19 protein-coding genes are annotated in these 17,033 nt (G+C 49.7%); 4 read left to right on the top strand and 15 right to left on the bottom strand.

What is annotated here, in order from left to right; all coding sequences use genetic code 11:
• Positions 1–64 precede the first annotated feature (64 nt).
• From liaH to RUW00_RS12075, 7 genes are all read right to left on the bottom strand, one after another.
• Positions 65–742 carry a stress responsive protein LiaH gene (gene liaH / locus RUW00_RS12105; protein WP_207169007.1) on the bottom strand — a complete coding sequence of 226 codons (678 nt, stop codon included), beginning with the start codon at positions 740–742 and terminating at the stop codon, positions 65–67.
• Between the two features lie 13 nt (positions 743–755).
• Positions 756–1,136, bottom strand: coding sequence for a protein liaI (locus RUW00_RS12100; RefSeq protein ID WP_007410056.1), 381 nt, complete (start codon positions 1,134–1,136; stop codon positions 756–758).
• Positions 1,137–1,302: 166 nt separating this feature from the next.
• Positions 1,303–2,571 (bottom strand): MFS transporter, encoded by a 1,269-nt coding sequence (locus RUW00_RS12095; protein ID WP_014418851.1) that lies wholly within the window; start codon positions 2,569–2,571, stop codon positions 1,303–1,305.
• Between the two features lie 164 nt (positions 2,572–2,735).
• Positions 2,736–3,305: a cob(I)yrinic acid a,c-diamide adenosyltransferase gene (locus RUW00_RS12090; protein WP_315956622.1), complete on the bottom strand. Its 570-nt coding sequence runs from the start codon at positions 3,303–3,305 to the stop codon at positions 2,736–2,738.
• Positions 3,302–4,528: an ABC transporter ATP-binding protein gene (locus RUW00_RS12085; RefSeq protein WP_104678950.1), complete on the bottom strand. Its 1,227-nt coding sequence runs from the start codon at positions 4,526–4,528 to the stop codon at positions 3,302–3,304. Before RUW00_RS12085 ends, RUW00_RS12090 begins: the two co-directional genes overlap by 4 nt.
• Positions 4,525–5,571, bottom strand: a complete 1,047-nt coding sequence (locus RUW00_RS12080; protein WP_014721787.1) for a FecCD family ABC transporter permease — start codon at positions 5,569–5,571, stop codon at positions 4,525–4,527. Before RUW00_RS12080 ends, RUW00_RS12085 begins: the two co-directional genes overlap by 4 nt.
• Complete coding sequence (locus RUW00_RS12075; RefSeq protein ID WP_012118415.1) at positions 5,534–6,478, bottom strand: ABC transporter substrate-binding protein; 945 nt, start codon at positions 6,476–6,478, stop codon at positions 5,534–5,536. Before RUW00_RS12075 ends, RUW00_RS12080 begins: the two co-directional genes overlap by 38 nt.
• Before the next feature lie 187 nt (positions 6,479–6,665).
• Between RUW00_RS12075 and RUW00_RS12070 the strand changes: the two genes are divergently transcribed.
• Positions 6,666–7,457 (top strand): SDR family NAD(P)-dependent oxidoreductase, encoded by a 792-nt coding sequence (locus tag RUW00_RS12070; protein WP_003151783.1) that lies wholly within the window; start codon positions 6,666–6,668, stop codon positions 7,455–7,457.
• 51 nt (positions 7,458–7,508) lie between these two features.
• Here the strand turns inward: RUW00_RS12070 and RUW00_RS12065 are convergent, their stop codons facing one another.
• The 5 genes from RUW00_RS12065 to RUW00_RS12045 form a co-directional block, all read right to left on the bottom strand.
• Complete coding sequence (locus RUW00_RS12065; RefSeq protein ID WP_017418936.1) at positions 7,509–8,387, bottom strand: SMP-30/gluconolactonase/LRE family protein; 879 nt, start codon at positions 8,385–8,387, stop codon at positions 7,509–7,511.
• A 63-nt stretch (positions 8,388–8,450) separates the two neighbouring features.
• Positions 8,451–10,193 carry a HAMP domain-containing sensor histidine kinase gene (locus RUW00_RS12060; protein WP_128496878.1) on the bottom strand — a complete coding sequence of 581 codons (1,743 nt, stop codon included), beginning with the start codon at positions 10,191–10,193 and terminating at the stop codon, positions 8,451–8,453.
• The gene (locus tag RUW00_RS12055; RefSeq protein WP_003151779.1) at positions 10,190–10,909 is read right to left on the bottom strand and encodes a response regulator transcription factor; all 720 of its coding nucleotides are present in this window, start codon (positions 10,907–10,909) and stop codon (positions 10,190–10,192) included. The genes RUW00_RS12060 and RUW00_RS12055 overlap by 4 nt, the downstream gene beginning before the upstream one ends.
• 172 nt (positions 10,910–11,081) lie before the next feature.
• The gene (gene rsoA, locus RUW00_RS12050; protein WP_003151778.1) at positions 11,082–11,318 is read right to left on the bottom strand and encodes a sigma-O factor regulator RsoA; all 237 of its coding nucleotides are present in this window, start codon (positions 11,316–11,318) and stop codon (positions 11,082–11,084) included.
• 3 nt (positions 11,319–11,321) lie between these two features.
• Positions 11,322–11,852 carry a sigma-70 family RNA polymerase sigma factor gene (locus tag RUW00_RS12045; protein WP_315956630.1) on the bottom strand — a complete coding sequence of 177 codons (531 nt, stop codon included), beginning with the start codon at positions 11,850–11,852 and terminating at the stop codon, positions 11,322–11,324.
• 242 nt (positions 11,853–12,094) lie between these two features.
• On the opposite strand from RUW00_RS12045, the gene RUW00_RS12040 reads away from it, so the two are divergent.
• The 3 genes from RUW00_RS12040 (at position 12,095) to RUW00_RS12030 (ending at position 14,017) form a co-directional block, all read left to right on the top strand.
• Entirely contained in the window at positions 12,095–12,250 is a 156-nt protein-coding gene (locus RUW00_RS12040; RefSeq protein WP_012118419.1) for a YvrJ family protein, read from the top strand.
• Positions 12,251–12,367: 117 nt separating this feature from the next.
• Positions 12,368–13,528: an oxalate decarboxylase family bicupin gene (locus RUW00_RS12035; protein WP_007410043.1), complete on the top strand. Its 1,161-nt coding sequence runs from the start codon at positions 12,368–12,370 to the stop codon at positions 13,526–13,528.
• A 66-nt stretch (positions 13,529–13,594) separates the two neighbouring features.
• On the top strand, positions 13,595–14,017 hold the full coding sequence (locus RUW00_RS12030; protein WP_315956621.1) for a regulatory YrvL family protein: 423 nt from the start codon (positions 13,595–13,597) through the stop codon (positions 14,015–14,017).
• Between the two features lie 37 nt (positions 14,018–14,054).
• Here RUW00_RS12030 and RUW00_RS12025 read toward each other — a convergent pair whose 3' ends face one another.
• From RUW00_RS12025 to RUW00_RS12015, 3 genes are read right to left on the bottom strand one after another with little or no spacing between them, the layout of a single operon-like run.
• Positions 14,055–14,858: an ABC transporter ATP-binding protein gene (locus RUW00_RS12025; protein ID WP_007613715.1), complete on the bottom strand. Its 804-nt coding sequence runs from the start codon at positions 14,856–14,858 to the stop codon at positions 14,055–14,057.
• An 18-nt stretch (positions 14,859–14,876) separates the two neighbouring features.
• Positions 14,877–15,887: a FecCD family ABC transporter permease gene (locus tag RUW00_RS12020; RefSeq protein WP_025649272.1), complete on the bottom strand. Its 1,011-nt coding sequence runs from the start codon at positions 15,885–15,887 to the stop codon at positions 14,877–14,879.
• Positions 15,887–16,924, bottom strand: coding sequence for a FecCD family ABC transporter permease (locus RUW00_RS12015; RefSeq protein WP_029973587.1), 1,038 nt, complete (start codon positions 16,922–16,924; stop codon positions 15,887–15,889). The genes RUW00_RS12020 and RUW00_RS12015 overlap by 1 nt, the downstream gene beginning before the upstream one ends.
• Positions 16,925–17,033 lie beyond the last annotated feature (109 nt).

The raw sequence follows: 17,033 nt of genomic DNA, 5'->3' as shown, positions 1-17,033 counted from the left end.
GCCGGAGAATTGATACGTGCGTATAGGGAAGAGGCGTAAACGCGCCGATCTTCCCTTGTGCACATTATTCATGAGCCGCTTTTTGACGCTCTGTTTTTTCCAGAGAAAGCGAGCGCATTTTTTCAATCTCAGCTTCCACCTCATCTGAATATTGGGAGCGGCTGTATTCTGTGTTCGCCTCAGCTGAAGTGCCGTATTTAACGCGGACTTCCATTTCTTCAATGCGGCTTTCCATTCGAAGGAACTCTCTGTAGGCGCTTTCGCTGTCAATTTTGTCGAAAGAAGCGTTCATATGTTCCTTCGCATTTGCCGCGTTCGCGCGGGCGATGAGCGCCTGTTTTTTATCCTTTACGTCGCGGAGGCGCGTTTCTAAAGTTTCCAGCTGCTCTTTCAGCTCTGCCAGCTGTGTTTTCGCCTGCTCATACGCTTTTTCATGTTCGGCCGCTTTTCCCTCAAGGTATTTCATTTCAGTCAGCGCCTTTTTCGCTAGCTCCTCTTCCCCGGCGTCAAAAGCAAGCTGAGCCTGTTTTTTCCGTTTTGCCGCCGTTTCGGAGGCGTCTTCCTGTTTTTTCTTAAACTGATGGACGATCGTGTGCTGTTTGACAATCGTTTGTTTCGCCTTGGCGATGTCACTTTCCATATCACGCACATATTGATTCAGCATGACTTTCGGATTTTCTAATTTATCAAGCCCTTCGTTAACAGATGCGACGAACATATTTCTTATTCTTTTTAAGACCATTTTGTCTTCCTCCTTATTTTTTCTTCAGAAATTCTTCCCACTCAGAGTCAAATCCGGATTGATAGCCCGGTGATGCCGCTTCCGGTTCATACTGGCGGGAAGCGGTGTCTGAGCCGCCCTGCTTCATCATCTTCCACCCGAAATACACCATGGCGCCGGCCAGTCCGATCGCAACGATAAATGGAAGAGAACCGACGAGAATCATAGCTCCGATGACGCCCGCGATGATACCCGATACCGCCCGGCCTTTTGAAAAACGTTTGATTCCCCAGTAAAGCATCAGGCCTCCGATCGCCAGCGGGATGATAAATGCGAAATGGCCTCCTCCGAAAAAGACAGAAAGTCCGAACACAATCAGCAGAAAGCCGCCTGCCGTTTTACCATTTATATTCATGCAGATCCTCCTTTCGTTTTCCTTGTCTTTACTATAAACAAATCCCGCGGCCGGCAAAACGAGTCAGAGATTGATTTTCATATCAGACCGGAGTCGTATAAGCCCCCGGACCTTCGCATAAAAAAACGCCGCTGCACCGGACGGCGCAGGGCGTTTTACGAAAAATCTATATTCTGATGCTCGCTTCTTTTTCCCTGATGAGATCTGAGCGTTCGGCTTTGGCCAGCTTCGTAAAGAACAATATTCCGAGACCGGACAGGACTTCAACGAGACCGCCGGCGGCAATGACTTTTCCGGGACCGAAGGCGTTAGCCGCGTACCCGCAAAGAACCGCGCCGAGCGGAATGGATATGTTTGAGATCATATGGATGACGGCATAGACTTGCGGCTGGTCATCATGGTCCACAGACGTCTGAATAATCGTATATTCCGGCACATTAATCGCGCTGACGGCAGATCCGAACGCAAACGCGGCGAGGAAGACGAGCGGCAGAAAAGTGTTGAGGCCGGTGATAAAAAATGCCGCCCCTTCTATGATTCCCGCTGACACAAACAGGAGACCGTATTTGTTCACCTTCACCTTAGCCAAAATAAAACCCATTAAAAAGGCTCCGCCCGTTCCTGTCGCTTTCAAAAGCGAGTAGATGATCGGCGGCATGTTTAAATCTTCGGCGACATAAACGGCAGAGAGCGCCTCCCACGGAGCGGCCGCAAAATTCATGAAGATACAATAGATGGCGAGCGGGTATAAAATCTGGTGTTTCCTGACCAGAACGAAACCCCGTTTGAGCCTTCCGAAGTACGTCCCGCGCTGTCTGACGGCGACTGTATCCTGTTTGGCATGCCGGACTTGGTATGACATAAAGAGTACGAGAAAACCTGATAGAAGATAGAATATAAGAGCGATAAACAAAGAATAAGCGGGACTGATAAATGTTAAGAACACCCCGCTCAGCGTAATGGCGGCAAGCCTGACGATCTGGCCTGATGACTGGATGACCGCATTCGCTTTCTGCAGGCTGTTTTCTCTGACAATATTGGGGATTAACGAGATGGATGCAGGATTATAAGCGGCTCCCGTGGCTGAATGCACAATCATGAGAAGCATGACAAACCATAAAGGAGAAAAACCGTTAAAATAACAGATCGGAATAATCAGCACGACCGCCGCGCGCGTGAGGTCGGAGAAATACATCCAGAATTTCAGCGTATGCTGCTTCATAAAAGGCCCGGTAATCGGCGCCAGCATCGCCTCCGGAAGGAACGTGACCGCAATGAGCAGGGACGTGCCGATCGCGCCTTCCCCGTCAAAAATCAAAAACCACAGAATGGAATTAAAGGCAAAACCGTCGCCCGACAATTTAACCAGCCTTGAGATAAACAGAAGGGTGAAATTTTTATTCCAGATGCTCTCGCTCTTATTATATGTATCCATCTATCAAATCCCCCATTATTTTACAATGTTTCTTATAATATCTCATTTTTTAATTTTTCAGTCAATAATTCATAAGATACATTTTCCTCCTGTCAATAAAGGTTCAATTGATGGATATCTCTATAAAAAAACAGCCGGCTTGCTGCTGCCGGCTGAACAAAACGTTATTCATCATCACGGAATACCGCGGCGCTTCTTTCATACTCTATATCCTGAACGCCCTGTCTTGCGTTAATCGCTCTTGCCGCCGCGAAAAAATAATCAGACAGGCGGTTCAAGTAACGCATCACCGTATCGTTTATCTCTTCTGTTTTGCCCAGTTTCACGACGAGACGCTCAGCCCGTCTCGTGACGGTCCGCGCGATGTGAAGCTGAGCAGCCGCCTTATGCCCGCCCGGAAGAATAAATTTCTCAAGCGGGGGCGCTTCAGCCGTGTAACGGTCTATGCAGTCTTCCAATGCGAAAATAGATGTCTCTCTTAATGTATAGCTTCTATGTTCAGAAACCGTCGCCAAGTCGCCGCCGCAGTCAAACAGCTCATGCTGAATGTTTCGGAGTTCGGCTTTCACATCACCGCAATTCTCACAATCATCAAGCTCTGCAAGCGCAAGCCCGATAAAGCTGTTCAGCTCATCAATCGTCCCGTAGCTTTCAACCCGCAGATTGTCTTTATCCGTTCTGCCGCCGATCAGGCTTGTCTGTCCTTTATCGCCGGTTTTCGTATACAGCTTCATCGTTGTATTCCTCCTTCTTCCGCCGCTTTTACACATGCCGCGGTTCCTCTTCTGACGGCTCTTTCCGCTTGAGGGACGTCCATCGCCTCTCCTGTCTGCAAGGCACAAATGACAATGTCGCCTTTTGCCTGTCTGCCGGAAAGAGCCTGCATTCTCGCTTCTGCCGCTGCCGTTAACAGCCGTACAAATCCCTGTTCTGATAAACGTCCGCTGATCAGCACCCAAACGGTATGCTGCGCAGTCACGGCAATTGTGACCGAATCAAACGTACGGCAGATCAAACCAGCGGCCGCTGAGCCGGAAAGCCGGCGGCTCCACGAAAATCCCGGGCCGTCAGATGCGGTTGTCAACATTCTGAACGGCCGTTCTGTATGAAGCGTTACGGTATTTCCGCTTTTGTTTATCAGAGAGGCGAACGGAACGTTGACAGGCTCTCTTTCCTCCCGCGCTTCCGGCATGAAAGCGATCAGCGGTTTCGGCGACGATTGCTGGGCAACAGCGCTGACAGTGATGCCGTAAATGTCTTCAATCGTCTCTTTTTTCAAAGCCTGATCCGGCGTCTGCTTCGGAAAAGCGCGTCCGTCTTTCATCATCAGGAGCTGATCACAATATTGGCCTGCGGCGTTTAGGTCGTGAAAAATACTGATGACCGTCAGGCCTCTTTCTCTCGTCAGCCGCTTCACCGTATCAAGCAGGTCTTTCTGATATTTGAGATCAAGAAAGGTCGTCGGCTCATCCAGACACAGTACCTCCGGCTGCTGAGCCAGCGCCTGCGCCAGATAGACGCGCTGCCGCTCCCCGCCGCTCAGATTGCGGACGGATTGCTGCGCATATCGGTCGATGCCCGTCATTTCCATCGCTTCCCGGACAATGTCTTCATCATGTTGATCCATCTGTCTGAAGAGTCCTTTTTGATACGGGTATCTGCCGAAGGACACTGTTTCCTTAACGGTAAATGTAAAAGCTTGCTCCGTATGCTGCGGCAAAACGGCCATGATTTTCGCAAGCTCCCGCGGCTTGTATCCGCCGACAGGCCTGCCTGCGACGAGCGCCTCGCCTTTTGACGGAGAGAGCATTCCCGTCAGCAATTTCATCAGCGTTGTTTTTCCCGAGCCGTTCGGACCGAGTATGCCGACAAATTCACCTTTTCCGGCGGTAAAACTGACATCTTCTACAATCATCCGGCCTCCGTACCCGCCGGACAGGCTGCTCACCCTGATCATAAGCGTTTCCCTCCATGATGCTGGCGAAGCAGAATCAAGGCAAATACAGGCGCTCCCGCCAAAGCCGTCATAATGCCGATCGGCAATTCGACAGGCTCAATGACGGTGCGGGAAAACAAATCCGCTAAAATGAGAAACCCGGCGCCCGTCAATGCTGACAGCGGCAGTAAATGGCGATGATCCGTTCCCCACAAAAGCCGTGTCACATGTGGAATGACAAGGCCGACAAATCCGATCGTCCCCGAGACGGCAACCGCTCCTCCCGTCAGCAGAGATCCGGCGGCGATCATCAGCAGTTTTCTTTTTCCCGTACTGACGCCTAACAGCCTTGCCTTTTCTTCTCCATAAGTCATAATGTTTAATTCTTTGCCATTGATAAGCAGAAGCGCCGTCCCGGCCAGAAAAAAAGGCAGAAACAGCGCGACATAGCCCCAGCCCCTCATTGACACGCTTCCTAACAGCCAGCGGACAATCGGGAGCAGATCATTGCCCGTTAAAGCGATCACAAGCGAAATGAGAGCTCCGAGAAAAGAATTCATGATGATGCCTGTCAAAATGAGTGTCGAAACCGACATCGACGCATGAACGAGGCGGCTGAAAAACAGAACCGCCGCCATGACCGCAATGGCTGCGGCGATGCTGACAACCGGTAGTGTGAACCGGCCGATGACGGGTATCTGAATGCCGAAAAACAAGGTGATAACGGCTCCCGCCGAGGCTCCCGAAGATACCCCGAGTGTATAAGGGTCGGCGAGCGGATTTTTCAGAAGTCCCTGAAACGCCGCTCCCGCAATGGATAACGCGGCTCCGACAAGGGCAGCCAGAACGACTCTCGGCAGGCGGATATTCATCATAATATTTACATTCATAGGGTCAGCCGAGGATGTCCGGCCGATCCCGATCCAAAAAACGTCGGATAAAGGAATATGCAGACTGCCGATTGAAATGCCGAGTGCCGTACAAACGGCTAAAAACAGCAGGCTGACCGTGTAGGCCAGCGGGCGGTTACTTTTTAAACGTTTCAGGATAAACGCTTTCTGCAAGCTTCTCGACCCCTTTGACAAGGCGCGGGCCTGAGCGTGTGACAAGGTCAGGATCAACAGAATAGACATTGTGGTGTTTGACCGCATTGACGGCACCCCAGCCGGCGCGTTTTTCCACTTCAGCGGCCTTTACGCCGTCTGTCGTAATGATGACATCCGGATTCATTTTGACAATCGCTTCATCCGTCAATTGCACCCAGCCGGTCTGGCTGCCGGCGGCGTTTTTCGCATGTATATCTTCAAGCATTTCGTTCATAAACGTACCTTTCCCCGTCGTGTAGCCGTCAGGAGACACTTCGACGAATACTTTCTTTTCGTCTTTTTCAGAAATGGCCGCCGCTTTCTTTTCTATGCCGGAAAGGTCGGATTTCATCGATTTGATCAGCTTATCCGCCTGCTTTTCTTTGCCGGCCGCTTTTCCGATCATACTGATTGATTTGTACACGTCTTGGAACGATTGCGCATCATTGACCGTTAAGACGGTGATGCCCGCATCTTTCAGTTGCTTCATCGCATCGGCGGAAGCGGACATAGAGGACGCGTGGGCAAGCACGAGATCCGGCTTCAGCGCGATGACTTTTTCAGCGTTCACATTCATATCTCCGACTTTCGGTTTTTTTACCGCTTCTTTCGGATATGTATCATTTGTCGTGACGCCTGCGACCTTATCTCCCAGTCCGAGCGCGTATGTAATTTCCGTATTGCTCGGCATGAGGGAAACGATTTTTTCCGGTGCCTGCTTTATGGTTACTTTTTCGTTCGCGGCATCCTTAATGGTTACCGGGAATGCTTCGGTTGAGACGGCTTTTTGTTTGGCCGCGCTTCCTTCTTCCTGTGCGCCGGAACAGCCGGCGATCACAAAGGCGGTGACCAAGAGCGCCGCCCAGACGGCAGTGATCTTCTTCATTCTTTTAACTCCCCCTGATTATGGTAAACGATTGTCTCTTTGACATTCGTATCCTTTTTTCGCAGTAATTATACTATAAGTCTTTAAAGCTTGTATATCCGGCCTTTTTGCATGAAAGCAAATTGTTCGTACACACTAAAATTCATCATGTATACTGTTACACAATGGTGTAAAAAGGAGGATTATCATGGAATTACAGCTTGAACGAAAGCTCGTGTTGATTACAGGATCGACTTCAGGGATCGGAAAAGCCGCGGCAAAAAGCTTTTTAGCCGAAGGCGCCGAGGTGATTGTAAACGGAAGAAAAAAAGAAACTGTGGAACGGACGGTTGAGGAGCTTTCCGCTTACGGAACGGTTCACGGCATCGCTGCGGATTTATCGCGTCAGGATGAGGCGGATGACTTGATCAAGCGCGCCGGCGGAATCGGGGAAGTCGATATTCTCGTCAATAATCTCGGCTTTTTTGAAGTAAAGGACTTCGCTGAGGTGTCTGATGACGAATGGACTCGGTATTTTGAAGTGAATGTTATGAGCGCCGTGCGCCTGTGCCGGCGTTTTCTGCCGCAAATGCTCGAAAGAAACAGCGGACGGATTCTGAACATCTCCAGTGAAGCCGGAGTCAAACCGCTTGCGCAAATGATTCCGTATTCAATGACGAAAACGGCGTTAATCAGCTTGTCCCGGGGAATGGCGGAAATGACGAAAGGCACAAATGTCACGGTCAACTCCGTGCTGCCGGGACCGACATGGACCGAAGGCGTCGCTTCTTACATGGAAGGAGCCGCAAAGGCTGCCGGAGAAGACACGGACAGCTTCGTCCGGGATTATTTTAAAGTGAATGAACCGACATCATTGATTCAGCGCTATGCAACCCCGGAAGAAGTTGCCAATACGATTGTATTTCTCGCTTCATCAGCGGCTTCTGCCATTAACGGCACCGCACAGCGGGTTGAAGGCGGCATCATCCGCTCCATTTAACACAAAAAAGCCCGGCACAATGGGAACTTCCCCATATGCCAGGGCTTTTTTTTACATCATGCCTGCAAACGGAACCGGCTCCCAGCCGCCCGTCTCAAGCTCTGCTGAAAACAGGCCGCCCGCATGCGGCTGCTCAAGTCTTTCGGCTTCCGTCAATTTTTCCGTCGCGGTCGTAATGTATAACGTGTTCAAGTCTCTGCCCCCGAACGCGCAGCAGGTGACGTATTTCGCCGGAACTTCGATAGATGCAATTTCCTTATGCAAAAACGGGTCAATCCGGACGGCACGGCCGCCTCCGAACAGAGCCACCCACAGCATTCCGTCACGGTCAATGGTCATTCCGTCGGGAGATCCTTGCGACTCCGGAAAGCGGTAGACCGTTTTCGGATCTGATACGGCTCCGGTTTCAGGATCGTATGCATAACAGACGATTTCCTGCGTCGGAGTGTCGATATAGTACATCAGGTTTCGGTCCCGATCCCAATCCAAACCGTTCGAGGTGGAGACCTGGTCTTTTATTTTGGCAAGGCTGCCGTCCGTATTCAGACGGTACAGCGAAGCCTCCTCTTCTTTGCCTTCCATGCTCGTCGTTCCCGCCCATAATCTGCCGGACGGGTCGCATTTTGCGTCATTGAAACGGATATCTTCCCGCATGTCTCTCGGCTGCTTCATCTTCGTCAATGTATCTTCCCGAAGATTGTACAGGTAAAAACCGTCTTTCATCGTCATCACCAGCTCTTCCTTTGAATACAAGGCCAGAGCCGTGACAAATGATTTGAATTTAACAGAACGGTTGATTCCGTCAGCCGGAGTGAAGATATGGAGCTGGCTGCCCAGTATATCCACCCAGTACAGGCATTGCTTGTCCTTGTCCCATAAAGGGCCTTCTCCGATAACCGCTCTCGTATCTGCTCGTAATGCTGCTTCCATGTGTGAACACCTCTTTTGCTTGTCAGTCTTCTATTGTTATTCCCGACAAAGCGGCGTCCAAACTCAATCTTTTTTAAAAAGAATCGTAATCACCGTTCCGGCGCTGATTCTGCTGTTGACATGGATGGTTCCGTTATGAAGGTGTACCAGCTCCTTGGCAATGGCGAGCCCGAGTCCCGTTCCTTCTGACGGGCCTTTCGTATTCGTTCCCCGGTAATAACGGTTAAACAGCTGGTGAATCGTTTCGTCGTCCATCCCTCTTCCGTTATCTTTCACCTTCAGAATGAGCTGTTCGGCTGATTCCTCAAGCATGACCCGAATGGCGGTCCCTTTCTTATTATGCTTAACCGCGTTTGCCAGCAGATTCTCCAGAATACGGCGGAACCACGCTTCATCAATGGCGAAAAGAATGTCTTCCTTTTTGGTTTCAAAGGCGATGTCATAGCCTTCCGAGAACGTGTTTTTCGTGAAATCGTTCGTGACGTTTCTGATAAACGGCACGACGTTGATCAGCCGCCGTTCGATCGGGAGGGCCGCGTTTTTGAGGCGGTATGTTAAGTTTAAGTCCTCAATCAGCTTGGACATATATTCTGATTTTTCCCGGACGATCTGCCCCATTTCTTTGACTTCTTCCGGGGTCCAGTCGTATTGCTTCGATTCAAGCATCATGCTGTAGCCGTAAATCGTGCTCAGCGGGGTTTTTAAGTCATGGCTCAGCCCGGCGATCCATTCTTCCCTTGTCGCCTGGATTTTTTCTCTGTTTTTCTTATCCCGCTTCAGCGTGTCGGTCAGCTGATCCATCGATTCGAAAATCTCGGCGAAAAAGCGGAACGGCTGCTTTGTTTTGCCTTTTTTGTTTTTGCTGACCGGCTGTCCTTTGCGGTTCTTCGGCTCTTCAAGCCGGCCCTTTGATAAATTGACGAGCCATTTGATGGTATGAAACAGCGGCCAGCCGAAACGGAAAGAGTACCAGATGGTCAGGATGCAGATCATAAATACCAGGATTCCGATCAAGAGGAAGAGGGTTTTCATCACATTTCTCAAAAATGATTTGTTAAACTCGTGATCGGGGATGTACACGGGGTTCGGCACCGACGCGACCATCCATTTCGTTTTATCGAGTCTTTTAAAAGAAATTTCCCGTTTGTAATTCCACGGCTTGGAATTGTATTTCAGCAATTCAAGCTCATTGACGGTGTTCCGTTCTTTTTTCGTGCTGTTGATATCCCCGAGCAGCCTGCCGCTGTCTTCGAGAAGGTAGACCGCCCCTTTTTCCCGTTTAATATAATCAATCGTGCTTTTTTTATATTGAGAAAGGGAAGCGAGGGATGGCTCCTGTGATTCGATGTAAGTGAGAAGCTGCTCACTGGCGGATTTCCAGCCGAACAGAATCAAATAGGTCTCATCATTTATCGTGACCGTCCAGTAATTCAGCTTGTAGTTGTCAAAATTCCGGTACTGGTAAATGGATAAGAGGTCTTTTCTGCTGTAATGGCTCGGGACGTCTTTCGGCACTCTGTACGCGTAGTCCGTTTTTTCATTGTCATTAATGATCTGCAGCCAGCCCTTCTGCTTTCTGACCGACATCTTTAAAAACTCATCGACATCCCATGTGCCGTCTTCGTTTTTATCAAGCCACGCTTCAAACGAGTCCGCCGTCGCTTTGGTCAGTCCCGCATTGGCCTCCGCTTCGCTGAAACGCCAATCCAAATAGAAGAAAGAAGCGACGGCCAAAACGGACATCAGCAGGATGACAAGCAGCAGCTGTCCGAAAAAGTGGAGCAGAAATTTTCCGCGCATTCTCATGAGCGGGTTCCTTTTTCTCCTTGATCGGGAATAAACCGATAACCGAGGCCGCGCACCGTTACAATATAGGACGGATTGCTGGGGTCTTTTTCAATCTTTTCTCTGAGCTTGCGGATATGCACCATGACGGTGTTGTTGTCGCCGTAAGACGGATATCCCCATACTTTTTCATAGATCTGATCTTTTGAGAGCACCACATCAGGGTGTTCACAGAAATATTGAAGCAGCTGCAGAAGCTGTGCGGAGCAGCTGACGGGCTCGCCCCCGACGATCAGCTCGGCGTTTTGCGGTGAATAGGAAAAATGGCTGTATGAATACGTCTTTACCGCCGTTTTCTCTTCGCGCTTATAGGTTCTCTTTAACGTCGCCCTGATCCGCGCCGCCAATTCGAGCGGATTAAACGGCTTTGTTATATAATCGTCAGCTCCCAATGCAAATCCTGACAGCTTATCCGCATCAGAAGAACGGGCAGTCAGAAAAAAGATCGGAGCGTCGGTATAGTTCCGGATTTCGGTGCATGCTTCAAAACCGGACATGCCTTCCATCATCACATCCAGCACGAGCAGATCCGCGGTTTCATGTTTAACAAACTCGATCGCTTCCTCAGCGCTTCCGGCTGTCTTAATGTTGTGATAGCCTTCTTTGACGAGAACGCGTTTGACCATATCAACGATCGCCTTCTCATCGTCTACAATTAAAATTGACGCATTTTCCACTTGGACGTTCCTTTCTCTTTGTTTTTTTCATCATATCATTATATGGATAAGATTTGGTACTTTTTTAGTGCGGAGGTCTTGCGGGGAAACAGAAAAGAAAAACGAGACCGGACATCTCTTCTCGTTTTTCTCACGTTGTCAGAGCGGAATATCCATCATTCCGCCGCTTTTGTCAGGAGCTTTCATTTATAAGATGAAGAATAAATTCCCAAAAACCCGGCACTTCCTGGCATAACAGCATGTCCGCTTTTTCAACTATTTTAATCTTCAATTCTTGTTCAAGATCTTCTCTTTCCTGGTATGATGTATTGCTCAGTTTTTTTTTTATCATTGGCGAAAAACGCGAAATCAAAAGTTCCATTTCGTCGGTATCTGTGTTCTCTTTGTTGAAGTCAAATGGCCCGTTCACTGCTTATTTTCCCCCTTTTTTTTGCTTGTCCAGCTGCTTTCTGAGATTGTCGAGCCCTTTTTTATGAATATTGGAAATGTTCTGCCGTGATTCACCCAGCGACTCGGCAATCTCCTTCATCGTCGCTCCGTGAAGATAAATATTCGTCAGCACGCTTTTTTGTTTATCGGTTAACGTCTGAAGCGCTTCGTATAAATCTCGGTTTTGGACATGCTGGCTCAAATCCCCCTGCTTCCGCAGAAACTCTTCATACGCGTCTTTTCCCATTTCACAGGAAAGCGCTTCACCTCCCTCCGGCTGATCCACCGTCAGCGGATAGCGCTTCTGATTTTTACGGATGCGCTTGTCAAAATCGATGGAGAAAATCCGGATCATAGAGTTCATATATTTGATGATCCGGATTTCCTTATAAAACTGTTTAAAATGGTCGTCCAGTGATTTTGCATCCTTCTCGTCTGAATGTTCCAGCACATTTTTAAATTTCTCGTAATGCTTTGGGTCACTTAAAAAATGTTTAACGATCGGATGTTTCATAATTTCCTTGCATTTTGACCGTAAAAGAACTTGATAGTCCATAAAACCGCCCCCTATTTAAATTAAATGAAAGAAAGCAAAAAAAAGTAAACTACTCCTTTCCGACTAAGATTCCGTATTCCTTATGTCCCGGTTTTGCCGGAACAAAAAAAAGACCCTCAACCGGGATATCAGGTTTACAGGAGCCGCTCTTTCTTTCACTTATATACATGACTGCAGGTCAAGTCAGGAGGTGGCTGATAATGGATCAGGTTTTTATAGAAGAAGCGGTCAGACAGATCGGCAATCTCGGCTTTCCGGCTCTGATTGCCATGTATCTTCTCACACGGTTTGAGAAGAAGTTTGACGCCCTGATCGAACTGATGACGGAACTGAAAGATCAGAAAATGAAAAATTAATTTTCACTCGAAGTTGACTTTTCATCGGAACGCATCACTTAACAAAGCAGAAGGGAAAACGAAAGGCCTTTCACATTCTCTTTCTGAAAAAACAAAGCTTGAGAGGAGACGATTTACATGTCAAAAGAAAACAACTGCAATATCCCGCAGCCGATCAGAGGAGACAAAGGGGCGACCGTCACGATTCCGCGCAACCTTGAAAGAGACCGCCAAAATCCGGATATGCTGACGCCGCCGGAAACGGATCACGGCACAGTGGATAATATGAAATTCTCTTTCTCAGATGTGCACAATCGGCTGGAAAAGGGCGGATACGCGCGTGAGGTGACCGTTCGCGAGCTGCCGATTTCTGAAAATCTGGCATCTGTCAACATGCGTTTAAAACCGGGCGCCATCCGTGAGCTGCACTGGCATAAAGAAGCGGAATGGGCATATATGCTGACGGGCAAAGCGCGGGTCACGATTGTTGATGAACAGGGACGCAGTTTTATCGATGACGTGAAGGAAGGAGATCTGTGGTACTTCCCGTCAGGCCTGCCGCACTCCATTCAGGCGCTGAAAGAAGGCTGTGAATTCCTCTTGGTTTTTGATGACGGTTCCTTCTCAGAAAACAGCACATTCCAAGTGACTGACTGGCTTGCCCACACACCGCTTGATGTCATCGCCAACAACTTCGGGGTTTCAGAAAAAGACCTCGCCGGCCTGCCCGGGAAAGAAAAATACATCTTTGAAGAGCCTGTTCCCGGGAAGCTGAAAGATGACATTGTGGAAGGCCCGAACGGTGAAGTGCCTTATCCGTTCACTTACCGACTGCTGGATGAAGGCCCGACTGCTGAGACGGATGGCGGCAAAGTATATATCGCGGATTCCACAAACTTCAAAGTGTCCAAAACAATCGCTTCAGCGCTTGTCGTGGTCGAACCGGGCGCAATGAGAGAGCTGCACTGGCATCCGAACACGCATGAATGGCAGTATTATATTTCCGGTAAAGGACGGATGACGGTTTTTGCATCGGACGGCCATGCAAGAACATTTAACTATCAGGCCGGGGATGTCGGTTACGTTCCGTTCGCAATGGGCCACTATGTGGAGAATTTGGGAGATGAGCCGCTCGTCTTCCTGGAAATCTTCAAGGATGACCACTATGCCGATGTGTCCCTGAACCAATGGCTTGCCATGCTCCCCGAGAAATTCGTCCAGCAGCATCTGGATCTGGGCAAAGACTTTACGGATATTCTTTCAAAAGAGAAACACCCTGTCGTCAAAAAGAAATGCTGAAGATACACACCGACTTGCAGAGTTCCGTCTCTGCAAGTCTCCTCTGTGTGAAAAGGAGCTGAACAGATGATCAATCAAAACGGGACGAAAATGTTATTTCTTCAGGTGCTCCGGTATGCCCTGGCAGCCGCTGCCGTATTATTCGGGTATTTTATCGTGATGATGGCTGTATTTTCATTAGCCGGGACGAGCTACGGATCGATGGCGTACGTCCTGCTTTTTTCCGTGCTTTTTATTCTTCTCGGTTTATGTTTTGAACCGCTTGAGCGGCTGATGATACATAGCTTTACCTTTTTTGGGACGGGCAGGCTGCCTTTTCTCCTTTTAGCCAGCACCGTTCAGCTGCTGTTCCTCTGGATGACCGCGTATACGACGGATAAACTGATTGAAAAGATTTGGCTGTCAACGACGGAGGAGCTGATTGTGGCGGGAGTTTTTTTCGTTTTGGATAAATGCGTCTCCGGACAAAATCAGCCCCGGGTGCAATAAAAAAACGCAGGCCGGAATGGCTCTGCGTTTTTTTTCATCATACCGTTGCGTTTTCATGCCGGATTAAATCGTAGGTTAAGCAGACCGGTTTGTTCGTGCGCGGATCTTTTACAATCTGTGCGTCAATCTGAAAAACGTCTTCCAATATGCCGGGAGTCATGACTTCCTCCGCCGTTCCTTCCTTGATGACGCGCCCTTTTTTCAGGGCGATCATGTAATGGGAAAAACGGGCGGCATGGTTCAGATCATGAATGACCATTAAAATGGTGCGGCCCTGCTCCTTGTTTAATTTGTCCAGCAGCTGCAAAATTTCAAGCTGATGGGCCAGATCTAAATAAGTGGTCGGTTCATCAAGAAGCAGCAGCTCCGTTTCTTGAGCGAGCGCCATGGCGATCCACACACGCTGCCGCTGCCCCCCGGAAAGCGCTTCGATCGGCCGGTCGTAAAATTCGGCCATCCCCGTCTCTTCAAGCGCCCATTTGATCATGTCACGGTCTTTATCACTCAAACGGCCCATTCCGGACTGATGCGGAAACCTGCCGTAAGAAACAAGTTCGTACACCGTCAGCCCGCTCGGCGCTTCAGGCGTCTGCGGAAGAATTGCCATTTCCTTGGCGATGTCCTTCGTGGATTTTTGCATGATCGCCTGTCCGTTTAAATAGACGGCGCCGGATTTCGGTTTCATGATTCTTGACATCGTTTTGAGAACCGTCGATTTTCCGCAGCCGTTCGGACCGATCAGCGTTGTAATTTTTCCTTTCGGGATGGCGATATCCAATTCTTTCGCTATCAAACGGTCGCCATAACCGACAGTAAGCTGTTCCGCCGATAATGAGTTCATCGCGGCAGTCTCCTTCCTCTATTTCGTTTTCATCAGCAAATATACAAAATACGGCGCTCCGAGTACGGAAATCACCAGGCCGACGGGAACTTCCGACGGTGCAAGCACATTTCTCGCCAGCGTATCGGCAAGCAGAAATAAAAATGCTCCGATTAAAGCCGAAACCGGGATAAGCGTCTGGTGGCGCGGCCCGGTAAGCCTTCTGGCCAAATGCGGCGCAATGAGTCCGAGAAAAGCGATTCCGCCGGCTGCCGCAACACATGACGCGGTCAGGGCAACGGCGGACATCAGCAGAACGCGCCGCTCCTTTTCAACCCGGGTGCCAAGCCCCGCCGCCAGCTGATCACCGAGCTGAAGCACATTTAAATACCTGGCTTTATAGAGGCTGAACGGTAAAAGAACCAGCAGCCACGGCAAAATAGACAGCACCATTTTCCAATTGGCGTTCCAAATCGAACCGGAAATCCATACAAGCGCCTGCATGAAATCCCGCGGGTCCATTTTCAGCTGAAAAATCAAGAGAAGCGCATTAAACCCCGCATTGACGCCGATCCCGACCAAAACGAGCCGGACAGGTGAAACGCCTTTTTTCCAAGCCAGCACATAGATGAGCAGCGCAGCCAGAAAAGCCCCCGCCAAAGCGCTCACCGGAAGCAGCCATGTACCGGCCATGCTTAAATCAACAACTGATCCTTGGAAAAAGAAGATAAACAGAACGACCGCCAAAGACGCTCCGGCGTTAATACCGAGAATGCCCGGCTCCGCCAAGTCATTTTGAGACACGCTTTGAAAAATCGCGCCTGAAACCGCGATTCCGGCGCCGACCAGCAATGACAGCACCATGCGCGGCAGTCTGAATTCAAATAAAACGAGCTGATCCCGGGCATCCCCCTGTCCGAAAAAGACACGCAGCGTATCAAGAGGCGCAATCCGGATCACCCCCATGTTTAAGCTGATAAAAAAGACGATGCATATGAGCAAAAACGTAACGGCCATGACCGCCAGCGGTTTTTTCGATTTTACATTCATTACAGCCCTCTCCTTTCCCTGCGCGCCAAATAAAAGAAAAAGGGAACGCCGATAAGGGCGGTTAAAGCGCCGACCGGTGTTTCAAACGGCGCATTGACGAGTCTTGCGGCAATATCACTGAAGACTAACAGAACGGCGCCGAATACCGCCGAACAGGGAATGATCCACCTGTAATCTACCCCGACTAAAAATCGGGTGATATGCGGAATTACCAAGCCGATAAAAGAAATGGCTCCGGCGACTGAGACTGAAGCCCCCGTCAAGAGGACAACGACAAACATTCCGATTACTTTCACAAGCGATGTGTACTGCCCGAGCCCTTTGGCCAGTTCCTCACCCAAGCTCAGCACCGTCACTGAGCGCGCAATCAGAAATGCCAGCAAAAGTCCGATAACCCCGACCGCCAAAAGCAGCTGCACGCCTTCCCATTTGACGGAAGCGACTCCTCCGGCATACCAGAACTTCACATCCTGGGCGACATCAAAACGGATCGCAATCGCGCTTGAAAGCCCCGTTAAGAAATAGCCGACTGCCGTACCGGCCAGCGCGAGCTTCACCGGTGTCAGACCGCCTTTTGAAAACAGGCCGATGCCAAACACAATAAGCGCTCCGATTCCCGCTCCCGCAAAGGACCACAAAACAAGTCCCGCCGCAGACAGCCCCGGAAAAAAAGCAAATGCCAATGCGATCGCAAATCCTGACCCCGACGTCACGCCCATAATGGAAGGCTCAGCAAGCGGGTTCCGCGTCAGCCCCTGCATAATCGCCCCGGACACAGCTAAAAAAGCCCCGACGAGCGCGGCGGCGGCAGTTCTCGGCAGCCTCAGATCGCGTATGATTTGATGAGATGTATTTTGCGGCTGAAAGTGAAAGAGAGCATCCCACACCGTCCGCAGATGAATATCGGCAGCTCCGATGGAAACAGACAGAGCCGCGCCGATCAATAAAACCGCAATACCGGCACACAGCAGCACAGCAGCCCGGAATGAACGCGCCGTCCACTGGATTTCACTCCCTGATGCCCCTTGAGCCGTCATTGTCTGTTTCTTTTTCAATAGACCCAACACTCGTTCTTCCTTTCTCAAAACAAGAATGGTAATGATAATGATTATCAATGACTTGTTTCAGTATAGCACTTTTATCTTC

This window comes from Bacillus sp. IS1 (assembly GCF_032461585.1).
In the GTDB taxonomy this organism is placed as follows: Bacteria; Bacillota; Bacilli; order Bacillales; family Bacillaceae; genus Bacillus; species Bacillus velezensis.
The sequence above is the reverse complement of the archived record's forward strand: the minus strand, read 5'-3'. Positions and strand labels throughout refer to the sequence as shown.

Excerpts from the sequence above, each read along its gene's own strand:
- RUW00_RS12015 (WP_029973587.1), bottom strand. The coding sequence starts at position 16,924 with ATGACGGCTCAAGGGGCATCAGGGAGTGAAATCCAGTGGACGGCGCGT.
- RUW00_RS12025 (WP_007613715.1), bottom strand. The coding sequence starts at position 14,858 with ATGAACTCATTATCGGCGGAACAGCTTACTGTCGGTTATGGCGACCGT.
- RUW00_RS12040 (WP_012118419.1), top strand. The coding sequence starts at position 12,095 with ATGGATCAGGTTTTTATAGAAGAAGCGGTCAGACAGATCGGCAATCTC.
- RUW00_RS12095 (WP_014418851.1), bottom strand. The coding sequence starts at position 2,571 with ATGGATACATATAATAAGAGCGAGAGCATCTGGAATAAAAATTTCACC.
- RUW00_RS12045 (WP_315956630.1), bottom strand. The coding sequence starts at position 11,852 with ATGAAACATCCGATCGTTAAACATTTTTTAAGTGACCCAAAGCATTAC.
- RUW00_RS12030 (WP_315956621.1), top strand. The coding sequence starts at position 13,595 with ATGATCAATCAAAACGGGACGAAAATGTTATTTCTTCAGGTGCTCCGG.
- RUW00_RS12085 (WP_104678950.1), bottom strand. The coding sequence starts at position 4,528 with ATGATCAGGGTGAGCAGCCTGTCCGGCGGGTACGGAGGCCGGATGATT.
- RUW00_RS12035 (WP_007410043.1), top strand. The coding sequence starts at position 12,368 with ATGTCAAAAGAAAACAACTGCAATATCCCGCAGCCGATCAGAGGAGAC.
- liaH (WP_207169007.1), bottom strand. The coding sequence starts at position 742 with ATGGTCTTAAAAAGAATAAGAAATATGTTCGTCGCATCTGTTAACGAA.
- RUW00_RS12075 (WP_012118415.1), bottom strand. The coding sequence starts at position 6,478 with ATGAAGAAGATCACTGCCGTCTGGGCGGCGCTCTTGGTCACCGCCTTT.
- RUW00_RS12070 (WP_003151783.1), top strand. The coding sequence starts at position 6,666 with ATGGAATTACAGCTTGAACGAAAGCTCGTGTTGATTACAGGATCGACT.
- RUW00_RS12020 (WP_025649272.1), bottom strand. The coding sequence starts at position 15,887 with ATGAATGTAAAATCGAAAAAACCGCTGGCGGTCATGGCCGTTACGTTT.
- RUW00_RS12065 (WP_017418936.1), bottom strand. The coding sequence starts at position 8,387 with ATGGAAGCAGCATTACGAGCAGATACGAGAGCGGTTATCGGAGAAGGC.
- RUW00_RS12090 (WP_315956622.1), bottom strand. The coding sequence starts at position 3,305 with ATGAAGCTGTATACGAAAACCGGCGATAAAGGACAGACAAGCCTGATC.
- RUW00_RS12060 (WP_128496878.1), bottom strand. The coding sequence starts at position 10,193 with ATGAGAATGCGCGGAAAATTTCTGCTCCACTTTTTCGGACAGCTGCTG.
- RUW00_RS12100 (WP_007410056.1), bottom strand. The coding sequence starts at position 1,136 with ATGAATATAAATGGTAAAACGGCAGGCGGCTTTCTGCTGATTGTGTTC.